The organism is Enterococcus sp. DIV2467a, assembly GCF_050532945.1.
Lineage (GTDB): Bacteria > Bacillota > Bacilli > Lactobacillales > Enterococcaceae > Enterococcus > Enterococcus faecalis.
Genome location: NZ_CP172896.1, coordinates 1440471 through 1461988 on the forward strand (window position 1 = coordinate 1440471; position 21518 = coordinate 1461988).

Below are 21518 nucleotides of genomic sequence, written 5' to 3' on the forward strand. Positions count from 1 at the left end.
CTGGCTCATTTTAGCGAGTTAATTATTATTCTTTTTATTATCGTTGTTTTTATTGTTATTGTTGTTGTTATTATTTGTAGTGGCTCGTGGAGCAAGATTTCCCCAGTAAGAAGCGTAATTGCTGTCTGTTCCACCGATCCCAAATTTATAGGTACTTTGTGGTGCACCATCTTTGGCATAGTATGAAGTCGTTGTTTTGCCAGGTGTATTGAACTTGGCACCATTATAGGTAATTGAGCCAGGTTTTTCACCAGTAAATTCAGAAACTTTTGATTTAATGACACTTGGGTCTAATTCAAATTTTTGACCAATGCCAAACAATTCTGGATTCGCATAGTACAGCGCGTTAGCTAAGTTCGCCATATAATTCCCGTTATTGTCGCCGCTGGTCGTCGTCATTGGCGCTGGTAGATCATGTCCTGACCAAGAACTTAGTGTCACAGTCGGGGTAGAGACAATTAGCCATGAATCTTTATAGTCATTAGTTGTCCCAGTTTTTCCGACCCAATCAGCACTGGCTAAATGAGGATTCAAGCCAGCTAATGTTGGTTTGAATTTTGTCGTATTCGCAGAATCCACCACTGAGCGCAACAAGTCATTCATAATAGAAGCGGTCGCCGGTGAATAAACTTGCGTTCCTTCATCTTTGTGTTCGTAGACCACATGTCCGCTATTGTCTGTGATTTTTTCAATCATGTAGGCTTTTTGATATTTACCTTTGTTAGCAAGCGCTTGGAAGCCGTTTGTTTGTGTTACAACATTTGTTTCTACTGAACCCAATGGCGCAGATTCGTAAGCCCAAGCATCTGAAGCTGGATAGTTCATTTTACTTAAGTAGTGATTGTAAGAGAAATTATCATCACCCATTTTTTTCCTTAGCTCATTATTAACATGAACGACAGGGATATTGAAAGACCAATTCAAGGCATTCCGAACAGTCACGAATTGATTTAAATCCACATTTGTGGAATTAACAAATTCTGTACCATCAGCATAAGTCGTTGGGTAGTTGGCCAGACGACTTTCAGAACCAATGAGTCCTTGATCAATCGCAGGGCCATAGACAGAAATTGGTTTAATCGTAGAACCAACTTGACGATCGGCATTAAAGGCATGGTTGTTTTGATTAATATCGAAGTTTCTACCGCCGATAAAACCAAGGATACGACCAGTAGCGTTATCCATTAAAATATTGCCAGTTTCAATCATTGTATTCCCATTGACATCTGCAGTGCCATCATCAAGCAAATAACCATAATTTGCGACAGCGGTTTGCATCGTGTTGTAAATATTCTGATCAATGGTCGATTGGATTGTATAGCCTTGCGACTGGATTTCGCGACGTGCTTGTTCTTCATATTGATCTAAACCAACTTGATCTAAATCATCACGATTAACTTTAGCTTTTTTCATATCTAAATCCATGACAATCTCAACTGCTTTATCTAACACCGTGTAGTATAGATAGCCTTCTGTATTGACATTGGCCTGTTCAGTTGGTAAAAAGTCTTTTTTCAAGTCGTAAGCTTTGGCTTCTTCATATTCCTTTTGCGAAATAGCTTTTTCTCGGTACATACTGAAAAGAACAAAATCTTTTCTCTTCATTCCTAAAGACAAATCGTCTTTCAAGGCACCAGTGTTAGTATAGGGCGTGTAAACAATAGGACTTTGGGGAAGACCTGCGATAAAGGCCGCTTGAGGAAGATTCAAGTCCTTGGCACTTTTACCAAAGAGTCCTTTGGCTGCTTCTTCCACGCCTGCAATATTTTCACCTTTGTTATTACGACCAAAAGGGGAGACATTTAGATAAGTTGTCACGATTTCGTCCTTAGAAAAGTATTTTTCAATACGTAAAGCTAATAAAATTTCGTTGGCTTTCCGTTTAAAAGTCGTTTCGTCACTTAAAATCTGTTGCTTGACCAATTGCTGAGTCAATGTTGAACCACCAGAAGAACCGCCGATACCTGTCGCATCAGAAATCAACGCTCGAACTAGCGCTTTTGGTACCACCCCATGATGTTCTTCAAAATATTCATCTTCTGTTGAAATAATGGCTTTTTTTAGCAATGGAGACATTTGATCGCCATTAATTCGTGTCCGAATTAAATCTGATTTGATGTTAGCAATCGGAGTACCATCTGCGTAAGTCATTTTTGACACTTCGGTAATATCACTGATTTCTTTTTGCAATTCTTCCTTCGTTGGGGGCTGTGTATCTTCAACTAGAAAAGCAAAATAGCCCATTCCAATACCTAAGCCAAGAGAGCCACCTAAGACAATCAGAATAACCCCAAAAACCACTAATGACTGAAAAACGCGAATAATGACATTTAAAATAAGTAAAAAGACATTGCCGCCAGAAGAGGTCGTTGGTTTTTGCTTATTGTTACTTGAATTATTTTTCAAAAGCTTCACCTCAATAAAATGATACATTCTGTGTTATTATAGCAAAAAAAAGCTTCTATGAATAGTTTCTACACCAATTGCCATTTTTTGTTGAAAAAACTTAAGAGAAAATAGGGAAATCTCATTTTTTGACTTTTCAAGTGTGACAGAATCGGTTACTATGAATAGGGGAATTTGATCTATTATTATGTTTTACTATAGGAGGAAAATCATGAATTCAGCTTTTTTTGAAGAATTAAAAGCCCGTGGGTTGGTCTACCAAGTCACAGATGAAGAAGCCTTACAAAAACAATTAAATGAAGAATCTGTTAAATTATATATCGGCTTTGATCCAACGGCAGACAGTTTACACATCGGGCATCTACTGCCAATTCTTATGTTACGTCGTTTCCAACAAAATGGTCATGTGCCCATTGCTTTAGTTGGTGGCGGAACAGGCATGATTGGTGATCCATCATTCAAAGATGCAGAGCGTAGTTTAAACACACTTGATACAGTGAAAGCTTGGTCTGAAAGTATTAAGGGCCAGTTGTCACGTTTTATCGATTTTGAAGATGAAAAAAATCCAGCGATTCTAGCAAATAACTATGATTGGCTTGGAGAGCTTTCGTTAATTGATTTCTTACGTGATGTTGGAAAAAACTTTACAATTAACTATATGATGAGTAAAGAAAGCGTGAAACGCCGAATCGAAACAGGAATTTCTTATACTGAATTTGCGTATCAATTATTACAAGCGTATGATTTCTTGAAATTGTACGAAACAGAAGGCTGTTTATTGCAATTAGGCGGCAGTGATCAATGGGGGAACATTACTTCAGGGATTGAATTATTACGCCGAGAACAAGAAGTTCAAGGATTCGGCTTAACCATGCCTTTAATTACAAAAGCAGATGGTACCAAATTTGGTAAAACAGAAGGAAACGCAGTTTGGCTAGATGCGGAAAAAACTTCGCCATATGAATTTTATCAATTCTGGATTAACACAGATGATCGTGATGTCGTGAAATTCTTGAAATACTTTACTTTCTTAACATTGGATGAAATTGCAACAATTGAAGAAGAATTTACAGCGAACCCAGGTCAACGTGCTGCGCAAAAAGCGTTAGCCAAAGAAGTGACTACTTTAGTCCACGGTGAAGCAGCCTATCATCAAGCGGTTAAAATTTCAGAAGCTTTATTCAGCGGAGATATCCAAAGCTTAACAGCAGAAGAAATTAAACAAGGCTTTAAAGATGTACCAACGTATGAGGTGCAACCAGAGGATCAATTAAGTTTAGTTGACTTATTAGTTACCTCAAAAATAGAACCATCCAAACGTCAAGCCCGTGAAGATGTTCAAAATGGAGCGATTTACGTCAATGGAGAACGTAGACAAGATTTAGCAGCTGAATTGACAGAAACTGATAAAATCGAAGGACAATTTACTGTGATTCGTCGCGGTAAGAAAAAATATTTCTTGTTAAAATACTAAAAAAATGAAAGCTTGGGACGAAGGTCGTTTAGACAACAGGTTCCAAGCTTTCGCTTTTAAAAAAGATAAATTGGGATTAATTCTGTTACAAAAAACTCTTTTTTACTATTGGGCATATTCAATTACAGATAACTTGTGCTATGCTAGAATAAAAAGTGCAGTCGCTATAAGGAGTAGGTTATGAAATCAATTGTCGAAAAGTTAAACTTAACGAAGTATCAGCAACTAGTTATTTTAAATAGACCACAGGGAGAGTATCTATCTGAATTTGCTTCAGCCGCGCAGCAATTACCCTCAGAACCAGTTGAGCTGATTTTTGCATTTGTGAAAACGATGGCGGAATTTCAAGAGATTGTTTCAATGGTGATTGAAGGTCAACATTTAGTAGAAAATGGGTTGTTATATGTGGCTTATCCGAAAAAAGGCAATAAAATGTATCCAACTTTTGTCCACCGAGATGAAATTTTTCCAACATTACAAGTAAACGAGGCAGATGGGTATATTAAAGGCTCAACCTTAAAATTTAATCGCATGGTTAGTTTAGATGAGACTTTTACGGTTGTCGGCATGAAGAATGTTCTTAAAAAGCCAGCGAAGAATCAGACCAGTTCTGCTGTTGGGGATTATGTTCAATATTTACCGGAAATTGAAGCGTTGGTACAAACAGAACCAGCTGCTGTAGCGACATTCGCTGCATTAACGCCTGGTTATCAAAAAGAGTGGGCGCGGTATGTATTTAGTGCGAAGCGAGCGGAGACACGGAAAAAGCGGCAAACTGAAATGTTAGCCATTTTAAAAGAAGGCTATAAAACCAAAGCTCTTTATCAGCAAAGGAAGAAATAATGGCGCAGTCAATTGAAACAGTTACAGCATACATCGAAACAGTCGAACCAAAATGGCGAATTGCTTATCAGCAAGTATTAGACGCCGTTTCGCAAAATTTGCCAGCAGGATTTGAATTAACAATGCAATATGGCATGCCAACCTTTGTTGTGCCGCTTTCAGTATTTCCAGAAGGCTATCTTAACCGTGGTGATGAACCGTTACCATTTATCAGCTTAGGCGCTACTAAAAGGCAAGTAGCTTTATATCACATGGGATTAATGGGAAATGAAGCCGTCCGAAGTTGGTTTCAAGAAGCCTATCAGGAACAAGTGTCAACAAAGCTAAACATGGGGAAAAGTTGTCTTCGCTTCACTAATCCTAAGCGAATACCTTATGAACTAATTGGCGAATTAGTAACAAAAATCACGCTAGAAGAATGGCTGCAACAGTATCAACACTACCAAAAGAAAAAGAAGAATTATTAGGAGGAACCACATGTTATTAGGATCACACGTTAGTATGAGTGGCAAGAAAATGCTATTAGGCTCTGCCGAGGAAGCGGCTAGTTATGGCTCAACAACCTTTATGATTTATACAGGTGCGCCACAAAACACGCGCCGGAAACCGATTGAAGAAATGAATATTGAAGCTGGGCAAGCTTTTATGAAAGAACACAATTTAAGTAATATCGTCGTTCATGCCCCGTATATTATTAATTTAGGCAATACAATCAAAACGGAAAATTTCGGTTTTGCCGTAGACTTTTTGCGTCAAGAAATTGAGCGAGCACAAGCGTTGGGAGCAACGCAAATCACGTTACACCCAGGTGCGCATGTTGGCGCAGGTCCAGAAGCCGGCATCAAACAAATTGTTAAAGGTCTAAACGAAGTCTTGTGGAAAGAGCAAATCCCTCAAATCGCTTTAGAAACAATGGCTGGTAAAGGAACCGAAATCGGCCGTACGTTTGATGAACTAGCTGCGATTATTGACGGAGTTACGCTAAATGATAAACTTTCTGTCACTCTGGATACTTGCCACATTAATGATGCAGGTTATAATGTAAAAGATGATTTTGATGGCGTATTAGTTGAATTTGATAAAATTATCGGATTGGATCGTTTAAAAGTTATTCATGTGAATGATTCTAAAAATCCTATGGGCTCACATAAAGATCGTCATGCCAATATTGGCTTTGGCACTATTGGTTTTGAAGCTTTAAACGGTGTGGTTCACCATGAAAAATTAACTGCTTTACCAAAAATTTTAGAAACACCTTATGTCGGAGAAGACAAAAAAAATAAAAAGGCCCCTTACGGCTTTGAAATTGCGATGTTAAAAAATCAAACATTTGATCCAGAATTATTAGAAAAAATTCAAGGACAAAACTAAAGCAACAATCGCTCTTAAAGGTCCTATTGACATTTAAGAGCGTATATTTTTGACTTTTAATCACTATTTTGCAAAAAAAATCAGACTTTTTTCATTATTTAAGAGAAATCCCGCAAAAAGAACTTTTCTTTTTTTGCTATTTCTAGTAAAATAATTCATTGAGAGCAAAACTATACGGAGAGGAGAGAGTTTCAATGGCAACAGGTTGGGTAGTATTAATCGCAGTAATCGCTTTATTAGTAGGCGCTGCAGGGGGCTTTTTCCTTGCACGCAAATATATGCAAGATTATTTCAAAAAAAATCCTCCCGTTAATGAGGATATGTTACGCATGATGATGGCATCAATGGGTCAAAAACCGTCAGAGAAAAAGGTTAGACAAATGATGCAACAAATGAAAAACCAAGGAAAATAGTAAAGGTTATTCAGGTAATCATGAATAAGTGTAAAAACGGGCTGATTTTCAGTCCGTTTTTTTGTTGTTTTGCGGGAGAATAGGATAATCTAGGAGGAAAAGAGCGAAACGTTTAATCAAAAACAACAATAACGAAGAAACCTTCTAGCTCGAAAGTAGTCTTCGTAGAACAACAAAGTAAAAGGAGGGACAACTGAATGTCCATATTCAAAAAATTAGGCTGGTTTTTTAAGCAAGAGAAAAAAAGTTATATTATTGGGGTTTTCTCATTAATGATGGTCGCTCTTGTTCAATTAGTCCCGCCCAAAGTTATTGGCGTCGTTGTAGATGAAATCGTTAACAAAGAAATTCGCTTAACGAAAATTATCGTGTGGGTTGCACTCTTGATTGGTGCTGGGCTTGCCCAATATCTTTTTCGCTATATTTGGCGGATGCATATTTGGGGGAGTGCGGCTCGTTTGGAAAAAGAGCTACGGACTCAATTATTTCATCATTTCACAAAAATGGATAGCATCTTTTATCAGAAATATCGGACAGGTGACTTGATGGCGCATGCAACCAATGATTTAAATGCCATCCAAAATGTGGCTGGAGCTGGGATTTTAACGTTTGCCGACTCTGTGATTACGGGAGGAACAACGATTATCGCAATGGTTCTATTTGTCGATTGGCGCTTAACATTAATTGCTTTATTACCGCTGCCTTTATTAGCCGTCACTTCACGAGTTCTAGGTTCTAAGTTGCATGATGCCTTTCGAGATTCACAAGCTGCTTTTTCAGCGATTAATGATAAAACACAAGAAAGTATCACTGGAATTAAAGTCATTAAAACATTTGGGCAAGAAAAAGAAGATCTTGCTGATTTTACAGAGAAAATTGATGATGCTATCGTCAAAAATAAACGAACGAACTTTTTAGATGCACTGTTTGATCCTTTTATTACGCTGATTATTGGTGTTTCTTATGTTTTGACAATTATTATTGGTGGTCGTTTCATCATGGAAGGAACGATTAGTTTAGGTCAGTTGGTCTCTTTCATTGCCTATATTGGGATGCTAGTTTGGCCAATGTTTGCGATTGGGCGCTTATTTAATGTGTTAGAACGTGGGAATGCTAGTTACGATCGTGTGAACGAATTATTACATGAAAAAACGCATATTATCGAACGAAAAGATGCCATCAAAACAATGGCGCAAGGGACAATTTCAATGAAGATTGATTCTTTTTCTTATCCAAAAGAAGAGACGGTGGCATTGGAAAATATCCAATTTTCGTTGCAAGAAGGAGAAACCTTGGGGATTGTTGGCAAAACAGGCGCTGGTAAAACCACTATTTTGAAGTTGCTGATGCGTGAATATGACCAATACCAAGGAACGATTTCCTTTGGAAAACATAACATTAAAAATTACACACTAGATGCATTGATGAGTGCAATGGGGTACGTGCCACAGGACCATTTTCTCTTTTCCATGACGGTACGAGATAACATTCGTTTTGCTAAACCACACTTGGAACAAGCAGCAGTTGAACAAGCGGCAGCATTAGCATTTATTAACCAAGAAATTAAAGCATTCCCTGAAGGCTATGACACAATGGTTGGGGAACGTGGCGTTTCGCTTTCTGGAGGACAAAAACAACGGATTTCTATTGCACGGGCCTTGATTGTTGAACCAGAATTGTTAATTTTAGACGATGCCTTATCTGCAGTCGATGCGAAGACTGAAGAGGCGATTTTATCAAATCTAAAAGAAACGCGCCAAGAAAAAACCACTATCATTACAGCGCATCGTTTAAGTAGTGTCATGCATGCCAAAGAAATCTTAGTGTTGGATGAAGGGAAAATTATTGAACGGGGGACACATCAGGAGTTACTGGCTCAGAAGGGTTGGTATCAGCGGATGTGGGAAAAACAGCAATTAGAAGCGAAAATTGAAGGGAGTGAGAGTTAATGGAAGAAAAGTATCAATCCGAATGGTCCAGAGAGTTACCGCTGAAAGAACAATTAACGATTGTTCAGCATTTGTTTCGTTTTGCCAAACCATTTCGACGCATGTTTTACACAGCTATTCTCTTTGCGTTTGGCTTATCAATTATCAATATTCTTTTGCCTAGAGTCATTCAAGTTTTTATGGATAATTATTTAACGCCTAAAACTGCTACAATGCAAGTGATTCTAACTTTTGCTGCTATTTATTTTTTTGGTGTCATTGTCAAAAGTATTGTTTGGTTTTTCCAATGGTATTTGTATTCGATGGCTTCTTTAAAAACGTATCAATATATACGAGTGAAATTATTTGAAAAATTACACACTTTAGGTATGCGTTATTTTGATCAAACACCAGCGGGTTCGACGGTGTCTCGTGTTACAAATGACACAGAAACATTGTTTGAATTCTGGTATGTATTCCTAATGGTGATTACAGGAATTTTTGCCGTAATCTCGTCATTTTTTGCAATGTTTCAACTCAGTCCAGAAATCTCATTTTATTGTCTAATTTTCTTGCCGATTTTATTAGTTGTGATTTGGTATTACCAAAAATTTAGTTCAAAATTATATCGCAGTATGCGGGAAAAATTAAGTCAATTAAACACCAAACTAAATGAATACATCTCTGGTATGCAAATCATTCAACAATTTCGCCAAGAAAAGCGTTTGGAAAAAGAATTTGAAGAAACCAATGATGACTATTTAAAAACACGAGTAGCAATGATTCGTATGAATTCGTTATTATTAAGTCCCATCATTAATTTGTTGTATACGTTGGCGATTGCATTGGCCTTAACTATGTTTGGCATCGATGCTTTACATTCACCTGTTGAAGCGGGGATGATTTATGCTTTTGTAACGTATGTCCAAGCTTTTTTTAATCCGATGACACAAATGATGGACTTCCTAAGTATCTTTACAGATGGGATTGTCGCAGGTAGCCGTATTTTAAAAATTATGGATACGGAAGAATTAACGCCGCAACAATCAGTAGGTGCGAATGGGGAAATTATCCGCGGGAAAATTGAATTTCGCAATGTTACTTTTTCTTATGACGGCAAAAACGAAGTATTGAAAAATATTAGCTTTGTCGCAAATCCCGGGGAAACCGTCGCTTTAGTCGGTCATACAGGAAGTGGTAAAAGTTCAATTATTAATGTACTCATGCGTTTCTATGAATTTTATGAAGGGCAGATTTTAATTGATGATCGTGACATTCGTGATTTTCCCATGACAGAATTACGGGAAAAGATGGGCTTAGTATTACAGGACGCTTTCATGTTTTATGGAGATATTGCTGGAAATATCCGTTTACTGAATCCAACTATCACAGATGAACAAATTAAACAGGCTGCGGAATTTGTTCAGGCGGATAAATTTATCCACACGTTACCCAATACCTATCATGCGAAAGTCATTGAACGAGGAGCTAGTTATTCTAGCGGACAACGTCAATTAATTTCGTTTGCACGAACGATTGTGACTGATCCCAAAATTTTAGTTTTAGATGAAGCAACCGCTAATATTGATACAGAAACAGAAGGATTGATTCAAGAAGGATTAGCCAAAATGCGTCAAGGGAGAACGACAATTGCGATTGCGCATCGCCTTTCGACGATTCGTGACGCAAACTTGATTTTAGTTTTAGACAAAGGGCAGATTGTAGAACGAGGAACGCACGAAACGTTACTGGCAGAAGGTGGCCTTTATGCGGATATGTATCAGTTACAAAGTACGGAAGTTTAACGTAACAATAGAAAGAGTTAAATAACCTAAACAAAGGCATTTAGTGTTAGGAAATTCCTAATTCTAGCTGTCTTTGTAGCTCTTTAAATTGCAAAAAAGAATAGAAATGGTATGATATGAAGAGAGAAAAACAAACGAGGAAGTTAGGTGGAACTGTGAAGCCAGTTATAGTCAAAAATGTGCGAATAGGTGAAGGGAATCCCAAAATTGTGGTGCCCATTGTTGCTCCAACAGCCGAGGATATTTTGGCCGAAGCAACGGCGAGCCAAACACTAGATTGTGATTTGGTGGAATGGCGTTTAGACTATTATGAAAATGTCGCTGATTTTTCCGATGTATGTAATCTTTCACAACAAGTAATGGAACGGTTGGGGCAAAAACCGTTATTGTTAACTTTTCGTACACAAAAAGAAGGCGGCGAAATGGCTTTTTCCGAGGAAAATTATTTTGCTTTGTATCATGAATTAGTGAAAAAGGGTGCGTTGGATTTATTGGATATTGAATTATTTGCGAATCCACTGGCGGCAGATACGTTAATTCACGAAGCTAAAAAGGCGGGGATTAAAATTGTTCTCTGTAATCACGACTTTCAGAAAACACCGTCGCAAGAGGAGATTGTCGCGCGGTTACGCCAAATGCAAATGCGTCAGGCGGATATTTGTAAAATAGCTGTGATGCCACAAGATGCGACAGATGTACTTACGTTACTTTCAGCAACCAATGAAATGTACACCCATTATGCATCCGTCCCAATCGTTACTATGTCAATGGGACAGTTAGGGATGATTAGTCGCGTAACAGGTCAACTGTTCGGGTCGGCACTAACTTTTGGCTCAGCCCAGCAAGCGTCCGCACCGGGCCAACTATCCGTACAAGTATTAAGAAATTATTTAAAGACATTCGAACAAAACAAGTGATTCAGAAGGTGAAAAAAGTGGCAAAGAAAAAAACACAACAAAAAACGAATGCGATGCGCATGGTGGAACAACATAAAGTACCATATAAAGAATATGAATTCGCTTGGAGTGAAGATCATTTAAGTGCAGAAAGTGTCGCTGAAAGTTTAGATATTGATAAAGGACGAATTTTTAAAACCTTGGTTACAGTAGGTAATAAAACAGGTCCAGTCGTGGCTGTCATTCCTGGTAATCAAGAATTAGATTTGAAAAAATTAGCGAAAGCTAGTGGCAACAAAAAGGTAGAAATGCTTCACTTAAAAGATTTAGAAGCAACCACAGGCTATATTCGTGGGGGCTGTTCACCAATTGGGATGAAAAAACAATTTCCCACCTATTTGGCTGAAGAAGCTCAACAATATTCTGCAATTATTGTTTCTGCAGGCAAACGTGGCATGCAAATTGAATTAGCTCCTGAAGCAATCCTTTCGCTAACCAATGGGCAATTTGCGGAAATAACGACAAAAGAATAAGTGGCTATAAGAAGAAGTCGAGACAGAACCGTTTATCTGTTTTTAAACGTGGAGCAAAAATCACTTGGGATTTTTGCTCCACGTGTTTAATTATCAAATTAATAAAGGAAAAGCATTAAGCAGACAGTGCTACTTTTTATTGGGATAAAATTTTTGTAATGCTTGCCGTGCGAGCATATCGGCCGCTTTGTTTTGACTTTCAGGTAGCCATTTGATTAAGAGCAAAGGGAAATTCTTTTCTAGTTGTTGATATTCTGCTAAATAAGGCTGGTACTTTTCATTTTTAGCATAGTTTTTTTCAATTGTTTGGACAACAATTTTACTATCTGAGTGGAGAAGAACGGTTTGTTGATTGTCTTCATTGGCAATCGCTTGTTTTAAAGCTTCAATCAGCACTTTAAATTCGGCTTCGTGATTACTAACAATGCCTAAAGGCACATGCAATTGTTGCCGCGATTGGTCGGTGAGGTAAACGATACCGCCGCCAGATTCACCTGGATTGCCTTTTGTTGCAGCATCTACATAAATTCTTAACATAAAATTACTCCTAATTTCTTTTTGTTCTTAAAAAAAGTATGTTACTATTATAACATATTTAAATTTAGCGGCGTTGATCCAGAAGTAGTGAGGGCACTTTATGAAAAAACAGAAATTCTATTGGCAGCCAGAATTAGCATCAACAATTATTTACTGGTCTTGCACATTTTGTATATTATTTATTAGTTTAATTTTAGCATTGGAAAATAATGGTCCTTACTTGATCAGTAATCTGGTGATGGTTCCATTTTTTGTGTTTGCGTATCTAGGAATTGCGCGGTCTTTTAACATGACAGAAACATCTTTAATTGTCAGAGATGTTTTATGGTTTCGCCAAAAAGCACTTCCGCTTTCTCAGATAGAAAAAGTAACCTACAATGAAAAAAGCATCGAAATTTTTTCCTCAGAATTTAAGGAAGGCTCAAAAGTCTTTTTAATGAAAAAGAAAACGATTCCGTTATTTCTTGAGGCACTTAAGGTAAAAAAGCCTGAATTGAAGGTAGCAGAAGATCATTCTTTGGGCCTTCATAAAAAAGAAGAAAAAAACAAGAGTGAGTCATAAGTCGAAACGACTGGTGACCCACTCTCAAAATCTTAAAATAATCAGCTGAAACAAACGCTACGTTTACTTACTTTTTGGAGCAAAGCGTTGTTGGTTCAGCTTTTTTAGTTATCTATTTTTTTGACATGTGCTGCTTGTAGCCCACGATTGCCTTCCATTATCTCGAACTCTACAAATTGATTCTCATCAAGTGATTTGAATCCGTCACCTTCTATAGCAGTGAAGTGGACAAAAATCTCATCTTCTTCGTTGTAAACGATAAAACCATAACCTTTTCTGTTATCGAACCATTTGACAATTCCTTTTTGCATCCAATTCACGCTCCTTTTAGATTTGTAAAGACACTTTCATTATACGAGAAAAGGCTACCAAACGTCAATGGTTGGGTTGTTTAAAAAAGGTTATTCTAGCCATTCTATTCAATACAAGCTATAATTTAAAAGAAACAATGTGTCACAAAGACGATAAAGAATTGAAAAGGGGTCCGTTATGAAGACAGATATTAACATTGCACAAGCAGCAACATTAAAACCTATTCAAGAGATTGCCGAAACAATCGGTCTTTCAGAAGATTCGCTAGAACTTTATGGGAAATACAAAGCGAAAATAGATTTTCCAACGCTTCAATCCTTAGAAGCGAAATCAGAAGGTAAATTAATCCTCGTTACGTCGATTAATCCAACGCCAGCAGGAGAAGGAAAGTCAACCGTGACCATTGGTTTAGGAGATGCATTAAATCAAATCAATAAAAAAACAGTTATTGCCCTAAGAGAACCATCATTAGGTCCTGTGATGGGGATTAAAGGTGGCGCAACAGGTGGCGGTTACGCACAAGTATTACCAATGGAAGAAATCAATTTGCATTTTACTGGTGATATGCATGCGATTACGACAGCCAATAATGCCTTAGCTGCGTTACTAGATAATCATTTACAGCAAGGAAATGAATTAAAGATTGATTCTCGACGGGTGATTTGGAAACGGGCAGTGGATCTAAATGATCGTGCGCTTAGACAGGTCGTTGTTGGTTTAGGCGGTCCTTTCCAAGGTGTACCAAGAGAAGACGGTTTCGATATTACTGTGGCAAGCGAAATTATGGCGATTCTTTGTTTAGCGCAAAATTTAACGGACTTAAAAGAACGCTTAAGTCGGATTATTGTCGCCTATAATGACCAAAAAGAGCCGGTGACGGTTAAAGATTTAAACGTGGCAGGTGCCCTGACTTTATTATTAAAAGACGCCTTAAAACCTAATTTAGTTCAAACGATTGAAGGAACTCCAGCTTTTGTTCACGGTGGTCCTTTTGCCAATATCGCTCATGGATGTAACAGTATTTTAGCGACAAAAACGGCTTTGCATCTAGGGGATTATGTCGTAACAGAAGCAGGTTTTGGTGGCGACTTAGGTGGTGAAAAATTTTTAGATATTAAAGTACCTTCTTTAGGAAAAGCACCCGATGCCGTTGTGATTGTGGCAACGATTCGCGCGTTGAAAATGCATGGCGGTTTGGCGAAAGATCAGTTAGCAGAAGAAAATTTACCAGCGTTACAAAAAGGCTTTGCCAACTTAGAAAAACATATTCAAAACATGCAACGTTATGATGTACCAGTAGTTGTTGCAATTAATGAGTTTACACAGGATACAGAAAAAGAAATTCAACTATTGAAAGAAGCCTGCCAAGCGTTAGGCGTGCCAGTCGAGTTAACAAGTGTTTGGGCGCAAGGTGGCGCAGGTGGCACGAATCTAGCGAAAACAGTAGTAGCAGAGATTGAAGCCAATACAAAACAGTTTCAACCTTTATATAATCCTCGCCAAACTATTGAAGAAAAAATTCAAGCCATTGTACAAACGATTTACGGCGGGGAACAGGCGATTTTTTCTCCGAAAGCGCAAAAACAAATCGCAGATTTTACAAAAAATGGTTGGGATCAATTACCAATTTGCATGGCGAAGACACAGTATTCACTTTCTGACGATCCTCAAAAATTAGGACGGCCAGAAGGATTTACGATTACGATTCGTGAGCTAGTTCCAAAAATCGGTGCAGGGTTTATCGTGGCGTTAACGGGTGACATTTTAACGATGCCTGGCTTGCCGAAGGTTCCTGCTGCGTTAAATATGGATGTGGACGAAACGGGTCAAGCGAGCGGTCTCTTTTAAAGCCGCTCTTTCCTGAGACCTATTTTTAGTATATACTTGAAAGTAGCTCAATAAAAAATAATGACGGAAATTTATTGCGTAGTTTATTATAAGGAGCAACGACTATGGGGGAACGAGCAGATACATTTTTAGCACACTTTAATCGCATTGAAAAGTGGATGAGAGAGAGACTGAACAATCCTGTCAATATGGGATTCAGTGAAATGACAAGACGTCTTTCCCGAAAAGAAAAAGGACAGATTGCTCAATTTGAAGAGGATTTGCTTCAAATGGCTCAGTTAAGAAATGCCATCGTTCATGAGCGAATTGCTGATGATTTTGTAATTGCAGAGCCAAACGAATGGGCAGTTCAACGAATTGAAACGATTGAACAAGCTTTAACAAAACCAGAAAAAGTAGTGCCTAAATTTGCGAAACGTGTTACAGCTTTTGAAATCACCACTTCTTTAGAAACGTTATTAACGATTATTGCAAAAAAACAATATTCTCAATTTCCGATTTATGAAAAAGGTGTATTTAAAGGATTAATCACGGTTCGAGGGATTGGTGTATGGTTTGCCATTGAGAGCACCAAAGGCGAAGTTCACATTGCCAACCGAACGGTGCGAGAATTGTTGGCATCAAATTATAAACGCAGCAACTATCAATTTGTTTCAATTGAAGCAACCGTTTTTGAAGTTGAACAAATGTTTCGGGAGCAGCCACGCTTAGAAGCTGTGCTTATTAGTAAAAGTGGCCATCCTAATGGTGAGTTAGTAGGCATTGTTCGACCAAGAGATTTAGCAAGTATTCATAGAGAAAAGGAATGACGCGATTGTTAGTAGTATATTTTTTAATCAGTGCCTTATTAGTAGGGCTTGACCAATGGAGCAAATATTTGACGGTCCAAAACATTTCTTTGGGTGAAACAAAAGAATTCATTCCTGGATTTTTGTCGCTGACCCATTTAAGAAATACCGGAGCCGCTTGGAGCTTATTAGAAGGAAAGATGATATTCTTTTATGTCATCACAGTAATTGTTAGTGTCGTGATTATTTATTTATTAATTAAGAATTATAAAAAAAGTATCTGGTATTCTGTAGGTTTATCTTTTGTCTTAGCAGGTGCCATTGGGAATTTTATTGATCGTGTACGTTTAGGCTACGTGGTGGACATGCTCCAAACGGATTTTATGAATTTTCCTATTTTTAATGTTGCAGATAGTACGTTAGTGGTCGGCGTTATTTGTATATTTATTTATTTGATTTTAGATGAAAAAGCAGCAAAGGAAGGCAAAAATGGAACAAATTAACGTAACGATTCAAACAGAAAAAGGCCGGATTGACAAAGTATTAAGTGAACATTTACCCAATCATTCCCGCTCGCAAATTCAACAATGGTTAAAAGAAAAACACGTAACAGTTAACGGTGAAACGGTCCGCGCAAATTACAAAGTTACAGCAGGCGATGAAATTGTTGTAACAATTCCTGAACCAGAAGTTCTAGATATGGTAGCAGAGGATATTCCATTGACCATTGTTTATGAAGACAATGATGTGATTGTTGTCAACAAACCTCAAGGCATGGTCGTTCATCCTTCGGCAGGGCATCCCAAGGGTACATTAGTGAACGCGTTACTTCATCATGCGGATCACTTATCGGCGATTAATGATGTGGTGCGACCGGGAATTGTTCATCGAATTGATAAAGATACTTCGGGGCTATTGATGGTGGCTAAAAATGATCAAGCCCATGAATCATTAGCGAAACAGCTAAAAGAAAAAACATCGTTACGTAAATACGTTGCCTTGGTCCACGGTGTTATTCCTCACGATAAGGGAGAAATAAATGCGCCTATTGGTCGTTCCAAGGTTGACCGTAAAATGCAAGCGGTCATTGAAGGCGGTAAAGAAGCAGTCACGCATTTTACTGTTTTAGAGCGTTTTGATGCATTTACCTTAGTTGAATTACAACTAGAAACAGGCCGGACACATCAAATCCGTGTTCACATGAAATATATCGGTTATCCATTAGCTGGAGATCCATTATATGGACCGAAAAAAACATTGCCTGGCAATGGACAATTTTTACATGCGAAGTTATTAGGCTTTACACATCCTACTACAGGTGAACAATTAGTCTTTGAAGCACCTTTACCAGAAGTTTTTGAAAAAACTTTACACCAATTAAGAAATAATCATTGATTTTTTTCTGAAGAAGAGGTAAACTCTTTTTTAAGAAGAAAAATAACTAAATAACTGTAACCTTTAAGTTTAGTCCCGTGAGGCTAAGAAGGAATCATGCAAAAGAACACTAGGTGCGCTTAGTTAGTAAGTTGTGTGGGCTACATGGTACCCTTGTACCTTTTTAAACTGTAACCAACATCCTCCTATCCTCATACGGGTAGGAGGATTTTTTGTTGGAAAAAATAACAGGACAATTTCAATAAAAATCCACTTATTTTTCAGCTGCTCAATTGAAGGAAGAATCGCTGACCCCAAGACAGCGAGGACGTAAATAAAAAAGAAATGAGGAGGAAATTATTATGCCAAAGAAAGAAGTTGTTGACGCAGTCACAATGAAACGAGCGCTTACTCGAATCTCGTATGAAATTATTGAAAGAAACAAAGGAATTCAAGACATTGTTTTAGTAGGAATTAAAACGCGTGGGATATACATTGCACAACGTCTAGCCGAACGCTTAAAACAATTAGAAGATATTGACGTGCCAGTTGGTGAATTAGATATTACTTTGTATCGTGATGATGTGAAAGATATGGAGGAACCTGAATTACATTCTTCTGACGTACCAGTCTCAATTGAAGGTAAAGAAGTTATTTTAGTGGATGATGTCTTGTACACTGGCCGGACCATTCGTGCTGCGATGGACGCTGTTATGGATTTAGGTCGTCCGAGAAAAATCTCTTTAGCAGTCTTAGTAGATCGTGGACATCGGGAACTACCGATTCGTGCCGATTATGTAGGAAAAAATATGCCAACATCAAAAACTGAGGAAATTATTGTGGAAATGGAAGAGCGCGACGGTGCAGATCGTATTATGATCAGTAAAGGAAACGAATAAAAAGGAGTGAACAACGTTGTCAGAAAAAGAATTTCGAAATGAGGATGCAGTCTTAGATATTAAAGACAGACCACAAGCTTTTCACTGGGTTGGCCTAAGTTTACAACATTTATTTACGATGTTTGGTGCAACGGTTTTAGTACCAATCTTAGTGGGAATTGACCCAGGGATTGCGTTAGTCAGTTCAGGATTAGGAACAATGGTCTATCTGATTACTACAAAAGGAAAAATCCCCGCCTATCTTGGCAGTAGCTTTGCTTTTATTGCAGCGATGCAGATGTTAATGAAGAGTGATGGTTATCCAGCCATTGCCCAAGGTGCTATGACAACCGGCTTGGTATACCTAATCGTTTCATTAATCATTAAAAAAATTGGTTCCGACTGGTTGGATAAAATTTTACCGCCTATCGTTGTAGGACCTGTCGTGATGGTTATCGGTTTAGGCTTGGCTGCTAACGCCGCAAATAACGCAATGTATAACAACAACGTTTATGATTTTAAATATATTGCCGTAGCCTTGATTACTTTAGGCTTAACCATTTTTTACAACATGTTTTTCAAAGGCTTCCTAGGATTAATTCCAATTCTTTTGGGAATTGTTAGTGGGTACCTGGTCGCTTTAGCTTTCGGAATTATTGACTTAACCCCTATTAAAGAAGCCGCGTGGTTTGCTTTACCGAATTTTGAAGTACCTTTTGTTCAATATGAACCGAAATTGTATTTAAATGCCATTACAACAATGGCACCAATTGCTTTTGTAACAATGACAGAACATATTGGTCATTTAATGGTTTTGAATAAGTTAACCAAGCGCAACTTTTTCCAAGACCCAGGCTTATCTAAAACTTTAATGGGAGATGGCTTAGCGCAAATTGTAGCAGGTTTTGTTGGTGGACCACCAGTTACAAGTTATGGTGAAAATATCGGCGTGCTGGCAATTACAAGAGTACACAGTGTCTTCGTGATTGGTGGAGCCGCGGTGTTCGCTGTAGCTTTAGGCTTTGTTGGAAAATTAAGTGCCTTGATTCTAAGTATCCCAGGACCAGTTATTTCAGGAATTAGTTTCGTCTTGTTCGGTGTGATTGCCGCAAGTGGTTTGAAAATCTTAATCGATAATAAGATTAATTTTGATAAGAAAAAGAATTTATTGATTGCTTCAGTAATTTTAGTCATCGGCATTGGTGGCTTAGTCTTCAAAGTAGGAACCTTTGAATTGTCTTCAATGGCATTAGCAACCGTCTTAGGAATTGTTTTGAATTTAATTTTACCGGAAAACGCACGTAGCGAAGAACAGTAGGAGGACTGGACGAATGATTATTACATCTGAACGAATTAGTTTAAAACATCTTTTAACTGCTGAGGCTTTAACCGACCGTGAAGTCATGGGGTTAATCCGTCGCGCAGGAGAATTTAAACAGGGGGCAAAATGGCACCCAGAAGAACGTCAATATTTTGCAACAAACTTGTTTTTTGAAAATAGTACTCGAACACATAAAAGTTTTGAGGTAGCTGAGAAAAAATTAGGCTTAGAAGTGATTGAGTTTGAAGCAAGTAGAAGTTCTGTTCAAAAAGGAGAAACGTTATACGATACAGTACTAACGATGTCGGCAATTGGTGTAGATGTAGCAGTCATTCGTCATGGTAAAGAAAATTATTACGATGAATTGATTCAAAGTAAAACGATTCAATGTTCTATTATTAACGGTGGGGACGGGAGTGGACAACACCCTACACAATGTTTATTGGATCTGATGACCATTTATGAAGAATTTGGTGGATTTGAAGGCTTGAAAGTGGCGATTGTGGGAGATATTACACATTCTCGCGTTGCTAAATCAAATATGCAGTTATTAAACCGTTTAGGCGCTGAAATTTATTTTTCAGGTCCAGAAGAGTGGTATGATCATCAGTTTGATGTCTATGGACAATATGTGCCGCTAGATGAAATTGTTGAAAAAGTCGATGTGATGATGTTACTTCGCGTGCAGCACGAACGTCATGATGGTAAGGAAAGTTTTTCAAAAGAAGGCTATCATTTGGAATATGGTTTAACCAACGAACGGGCAACTCGTTTACAGAAACACGCAATTATTATGCATCCAGCGCCAGTCAATCGGGATGTTGAACTGGCAGATGAATTAGTGGAAAGTCTGCAATCAAGAATCGTCGCGCAAATGAGTAACGGAGTCTTTATGCGCATGGCAATTTTGGAAGCAATTTTACATGGAAAGGCCTAGGTGGAGAAATGAAGACGTTAATTAAGAATGGAAAAATCATCAAAAAAGAGAATCAATTGATTGAGGCAGCACTTTGGCTAGAAAATGGTGTGATTCACGCAATCGGGGAATCGTTTGACGAAGCAGATTTTGAGCAAGTGTTTGATGCGAACGGGCAACTAATCACGCCAGGCTTGGTGGATGTGCATGTTCACTTTAGAGAACCAGGCTTTACGTATAAAGAAACGATTAAAACGGGTAGTAAAGCTGCTGCTCGCGGTGGTTTTACTACGGTTTGCGCAATGCCCAATTTGAATCCAGTACCAGATACGGCTGAAAAATTAAGTGAGGTTTACGACTTAATTCAAAAAGATGCAGTCGTGAAAGTTTTACAATATGCCCCCATTACAGAAGAGCTACGGAGTGAAGTTTTAACCAATCAGAAGGCCTTAAAAGAAGCGGGCGCCTTTGCATTTACGAATGATGGTGTTGGTGTCCAGACGGCAGGAACGATGTACTTAGCCATGAAAGAAGCGGCTGCATTAAATATGGCGCTTGTTGCGCACACGGAAGATGAATCTTTATTATTTGGTGGTGTGATGCATGAAGGAGAAGTTTCTAAGAAATTAGGCCTACCAGGGATTTTAAGTGCAACGGAAGCTTCACAAATTGCTCGGGATATTACTTTAGCAAAAGAAACAGGCGTTCATTATCATGTTTGTCATGTTTCAACAGAAGAAAGCGTGCGCGTTATTCGAGATGCTAAAAAAGCAGGGATTCACGTAACAGCCGAAGTTTCGCCACACCATTTAATTTTAGTCGATGAGGATATTCCTGGTGACGAAGGGTTTTGGAAAATGAACCCGCCATTACGTGGTTTAGCAGATCGACAAGCATTGATTGACGGCTTGTTAGATGGCACGATTGACTGTATTGCTACCGACCATGCGCCCCATGGTTTAGAAGAAAAACAACAATCATTTTTAAACGCACCTTTTGGCATTGTCGGTAGTGAAACGGCCTTCCAATTGATTTATACGAACTTTGTCGAAACAGGCATTTTCACATTAGAACAAGTGATTGATTGGATGGCAGTGAAACCGGCAGAAATTTTTGGATTAAACGCAGGAACACTAACAATTGGTGCACCAGCAGATATTGCAGTTTTTGACTTAGCAACAGCTGCACCAATTGATGCAGAAGCATTTGAATCAATGGCTGTCAATACACCATTTACAGGGTGGACAGTCAAAGGAAAGACACTTATGACATTTGTTGACGGAGCATTAGCTTGGTCGGAGGAGGCGCAGTAG

Annotated in this window: 22 protein-coding genes; 19 read left to right on the forward strand and 3 right to left on the reverse strand. The window is 38.3% G+C overall.

Features of this window, described 5'->3' with window-relative positions; genetic code table 11:
- Window positions 1-18: 18 nt before the first annotated feature.
- Window positions 19-2433: a transglycosylase domain-containing protein gene (locus tag IGL80_RS06730; protein ID WP_002404287.1), complete on the reverse strand. Its 2415-nt coding sequence runs from the start codon at window positions 2431-2433 to the stop codon at window positions 19-21.
- 184 nt (window positions 2434-2617) lie between these two features.
- Between IGL80_RS06730 and tyrS the strand changes: the two genes are divergently transcribed.
- The 10 genes from tyrS to ybaK all read left to right on the forward strand — a co-directional run bounded on the left by tyrS (window position 2618) and on the right by ybaK (window position 11669).
- Window positions 2618-3880, forward strand: coding sequence for a tyrosine--tRNA ligase (gene tyrS / locus IGL80_RS06735; protein ID WP_002357324.1), 1263 nt, complete (start codon window positions 2618-2620; stop codon window positions 3878-3880).
- 4 nt (window positions 3881-3884) lie between these two features.
- Complete coding sequence (locus IGL80_RS06740; protein WP_002365741.1) at window positions 3885-4064, forward strand: hypothetical protein; 180 nt, start codon at window positions 3885-3887, stop codon at window positions 4062-4064.
- Complete coding sequence (locus IGL80_RS06745) at window positions 4061-4723, forward strand: YdeI/OmpD-associated family protein (RefSeq protein WP_002360162.1); 663 nt, start codon at window positions 4061-4063, stop codon at window positions 4721-4723. The genes IGL80_RS06740 and IGL80_RS06745 overlap by 4 nt, the downstream gene beginning before the upstream one ends.
- Window positions 4723-5190 carry a DUF1801 domain-containing protein gene (locus IGL80_RS06750; RefSeq protein ID WP_002360163.1) on the forward strand — a complete coding sequence of 156 codons (468 nt, stop codon included), beginning with the start codon at window positions 4723-4725 and terminating at the stop codon, window positions 5188-5190. Before IGL80_RS06745 ends, IGL80_RS06750 begins: the two co-directional genes overlap by 1 nt.
- 10 nt (window positions 5191-5200) lie before the next feature.
- Window positions 5201-6094 carry a deoxyribonuclease IV gene (locus IGL80_RS06755; RefSeq protein WP_002357396.1) on the forward strand — a complete coding sequence of 298 codons (894 nt, stop codon included), beginning with the start codon at window positions 5201-5203 and terminating at the stop codon, window positions 6092-6094.
- A 194-nt stretch (window positions 6095-6288) separates the two neighbouring features.
- A complete protein-coding gene (locus tag IGL80_RS06760; protein ID WP_002357397.1) occupies window positions 6289-6507 on the forward strand; it encodes a YneF family protein in 219 nt (72 codons plus the stop codon).
- 197 nt (window positions 6508-6704) lie between these two features.
- On the forward strand, window positions 6705-8456 hold the full coding sequence (locus IGL80_RS06765) for an ABC transporter ATP-binding protein (protein ID WP_002360165.1): 1752 nt from the start codon (window positions 6705-6707) through the stop codon (window positions 8454-8456).
- A complete protein-coding gene (locus IGL80_RS06770; RefSeq protein WP_002360167.1) occupies window positions 8456-10240 on the forward strand; it encodes an ABC transporter ATP-binding protein in 1785 nt (594 codons plus the stop codon). The genes IGL80_RS06765 and IGL80_RS06770 overlap by 1 nt, the downstream gene beginning before the upstream one ends.
- Before the next feature lie 155 nt (window positions 10241-10395).
- Window positions 10396-11157 carry a type I 3-dehydroquinate dehydratase gene (gene aroD, locus IGL80_RS06775; protein ID WP_002357400.1) on the forward strand — a complete coding sequence of 254 codons (762 nt, stop codon included), beginning with the start codon at window positions 10396-10398 and terminating at the stop codon, window positions 11155-11157.
- Window positions 11154-11669, forward strand: coding sequence for a Cys-tRNA(Pro) deacylase (gene ybaK / locus IGL80_RS06780; RefSeq protein ID WP_002404288.1), 516 nt, complete (start codon window positions 11154-11156; stop codon window positions 11667-11669). The genes aroD and ybaK overlap by 4 nt, the downstream gene beginning before the upstream one ends.
- A 129-nt stretch (window positions 11670-11798) precedes the next feature.
- Here ybaK and IGL80_RS06785 read toward each other — a convergent pair whose 3' ends face one another.
- Window positions 11799-12206: a ribonuclease HI family protein gene (locus tag IGL80_RS06785; RefSeq protein WP_002357402.1), complete on the reverse strand. Its 408-nt coding sequence runs from the start codon at window positions 12204-12206 to the stop codon at window positions 11799-11801.
- Window positions 12207-12306: 100 nt separating this feature from the next.
- Between IGL80_RS06785 and IGL80_RS06790 the strand changes: the two genes are divergently transcribed.
- Entirely contained in the window at window positions 12307-12768 is a 462-nt protein-coding gene (locus IGL80_RS06790) for an EbsA family protein (RefSeq protein ID WP_002360170.1), read from the forward strand.
- Between the two features lie 104 nt (window positions 12769-12872).
- Here the strand turns inward: IGL80_RS06790 and IGL80_RS06795 are convergent, their stop codons facing one another.
- On the reverse strand, window positions 12873-13079 hold the full coding sequence (locus tag IGL80_RS06795; protein ID WP_002360171.1) for a cold shock domain-containing protein: 207 nt from the start codon (window positions 13077-13079) through the stop codon (window positions 12873-12875).
- A gap of 178 nt (window positions 13080-13257) precedes the next feature.
- Between IGL80_RS06795 and IGL80_RS06800 the strand changes: the two genes are divergently transcribed.
- From IGL80_RS06800 to IGL80_RS06835, 8 genes are all read left to right on the forward strand, one after another.
- Entirely contained in the window at window positions 13258-14928 is a 1671-nt protein-coding gene (locus IGL80_RS06800; RefSeq protein ID WP_002360172.1) for a formate--tetrahydrofolate ligase, read from the forward strand.
- A 104-nt stretch (window positions 14929-15032) separates the two neighbouring features.
- Window positions 15033-15737, forward strand: a complete 705-nt coding sequence (locus tag IGL80_RS06805; protein ID WP_002360173.1) for a CBS domain-containing protein — start codon at window positions 15033-15035, stop codon at window positions 15735-15737.
- Window positions 15738-15742: 5 nt separating this feature from the next.
- Complete coding sequence (gene lspA / locus IGL80_RS06810; RefSeq protein ID WP_002360174.1) at window positions 15743-16219, forward strand: signal peptidase II; 477 nt, start codon at window positions 15743-15745, stop codon at window positions 16217-16219.
- Window positions 16206-17111: an RluA family pseudouridine synthase gene (locus IGL80_RS06815; protein WP_002357408.1), complete on the forward strand. Its 906-nt coding sequence runs from the start codon at window positions 16206-16208 to the stop codon at window positions 17109-17111. Before lspA ends, IGL80_RS06815 begins: the two co-directional genes overlap by 14 nt.
- A 338-nt stretch (window positions 17112-17449) precedes the next feature.
- A complete protein-coding gene (pyrR, locus tag IGL80_RS06820; protein WP_430598547.1) occupies window positions 17450-17989 on the forward strand; it encodes a bifunctional pyr operon transcriptional regulator/uracil phosphoribosyltransferase PyrR in 540 nt (179 codons plus the stop codon).
- Between the two features lie 16 nt (window positions 17990-18005).
- A complete protein-coding gene (locus tag IGL80_RS06825; protein ID WP_002357410.1) occupies window positions 18006-19286 on the forward strand; it encodes a solute carrier family 23 protein in 1281 nt (426 codons plus the stop codon).
- Between the two features lie 13 nt (window positions 19287-19299).
- A complete protein-coding gene (locus IGL80_RS06830; RefSeq protein ID WP_002357411.1) occupies window positions 19300-20226 on the forward strand; it encodes an aspartate carbamoyltransferase catalytic subunit in 927 nt (308 codons plus the stop codon).
- A gap of 8 nt (window positions 20227-20234) precedes the next feature.
- The gene (locus IGL80_RS06835; RefSeq protein WP_002357412.1) at window positions 20235-21518 is read left to right on the forward strand and encodes a dihydroorotase; all 1284 of its coding nucleotides are present in this window, start codon (window positions 20235-20237) and stop codon (window positions 21516-21518) included.

What these genes read in the sequence shown, in the direction of transcription:
- tyrS (WP_002357324.1), top strand. Translation starts at nt 2,618, where the DNA reads ATGAATTCAGCTTTTTTTGAAGAATTAAAAGCCCGTGGGTTGGTCTAC.
- IGL80_RS06740 (WP_002365741.1), top strand. Translation starts at nt 3,885, where the DNA reads ATGAAAGCTTGGGACGAAGGTCGTTTAGACAACAGGTTCCAAGCTTTC.
- IGL80_RS06795 (WP_002360171.1), bottom strand. Translation starts at nt 13,079, where the DNA reads ATGCAAAAAGGAATTGTCAAATGGTTCGATAACAGAAAAGGTTATGGT.
- IGL80_RS06765 (WP_002360165.1), top strand. Translation starts at nt 6,705, where the DNA reads ATGTCCATATTCAAAAAATTAGGCTGGTTTTTTAAGCAAGAGAAAAAA.
- IGL80_RS06800 (WP_002360172.1), top strand. Translation starts at nt 13,258, where the DNA reads ATGAAGACAGATATTAACATTGCACAAGCAGCAACATTAAAACCTATT.
- IGL80_RS06805 (WP_002360173.1), top strand. Translation starts at nt 15,033, where the DNA reads ATGGGGGAACGAGCAGATACATTTTTAGCACACTTTAATCGCATTGAA.
- IGL80_RS06790 (WP_002360170.1), top strand. Translation starts at nt 12,307, where the DNA reads ATGAAAAAACAGAAATTCTATTGGCAGCCAGAATTAGCATCAACAATT.
- IGL80_RS06730 (WP_002404287.1), bottom strand. Translation starts at nt 2,433, where the DNA reads ATGTATCATTTTATTGAGGTGAAGCTTTTGAAAAATAATTCAAGTAAC.
- IGL80_RS06785 (WP_002357402.1), bottom strand. Translation starts at nt 12,206, where the DNA reads ATGTTAAGAATTTATGTAGATGCTGCAACAAAAGGCAATCCAGGTGAA.
- IGL80_RS06830 (WP_002357411.1), top strand. Translation starts at nt 19,300, where the DNA reads ATGATTATTACATCTGAACGAATTAGTTTAAAACATCTTTTAACTGCT.
- IGL80_RS06745 (WP_002360162.1), top strand. Translation starts at nt 4,061, where the DNA reads ATGAAATCAATTGTCGAAAAGTTAAACTTAACGAAGTATCAGCAACTA.
- IGL80_RS06755 (WP_002357396.1), top strand. Translation starts at nt 5,201, where the DNA reads ATGTTATTAGGATCACACGTTAGTATGAGTGGCAAGAAAATGCTATTA.
- IGL80_RS06750 (WP_002360163.1), top strand. Translation starts at nt 4,723, where the DNA reads ATGGCGCAGTCAATTGAAACAGTTACAGCATACATCGAAACAGTCGAA.
- IGL80_RS06760 (WP_002357397.1), top strand. Translation starts at nt 6,289, where the DNA reads ATGGCAACAGGTTGGGTAGTATTAATCGCAGTAATCGCTTTATTAGTA.
- IGL80_RS06770 (WP_002360167.1), top strand. Translation starts at nt 8,456, where the DNA reads ATGGAAGAAAAGTATCAATCCGAATGGTCCAGAGAGTTACCGCTGAAA.
- IGL80_RS06815 (WP_002357408.1), top strand. Translation starts at nt 16,206, where the DNA reads ATGGAACAAATTAACGTAACGATTCAAACAGAAAAAGGCCGGATTGAC.
- IGL80_RS06835 (WP_002357412.1), top strand. Translation starts at nt 20,235, where the DNA reads ATGAAGACGTTAATTAAGAATGGAAAAATCATCAAAAAAGAGAATCAA.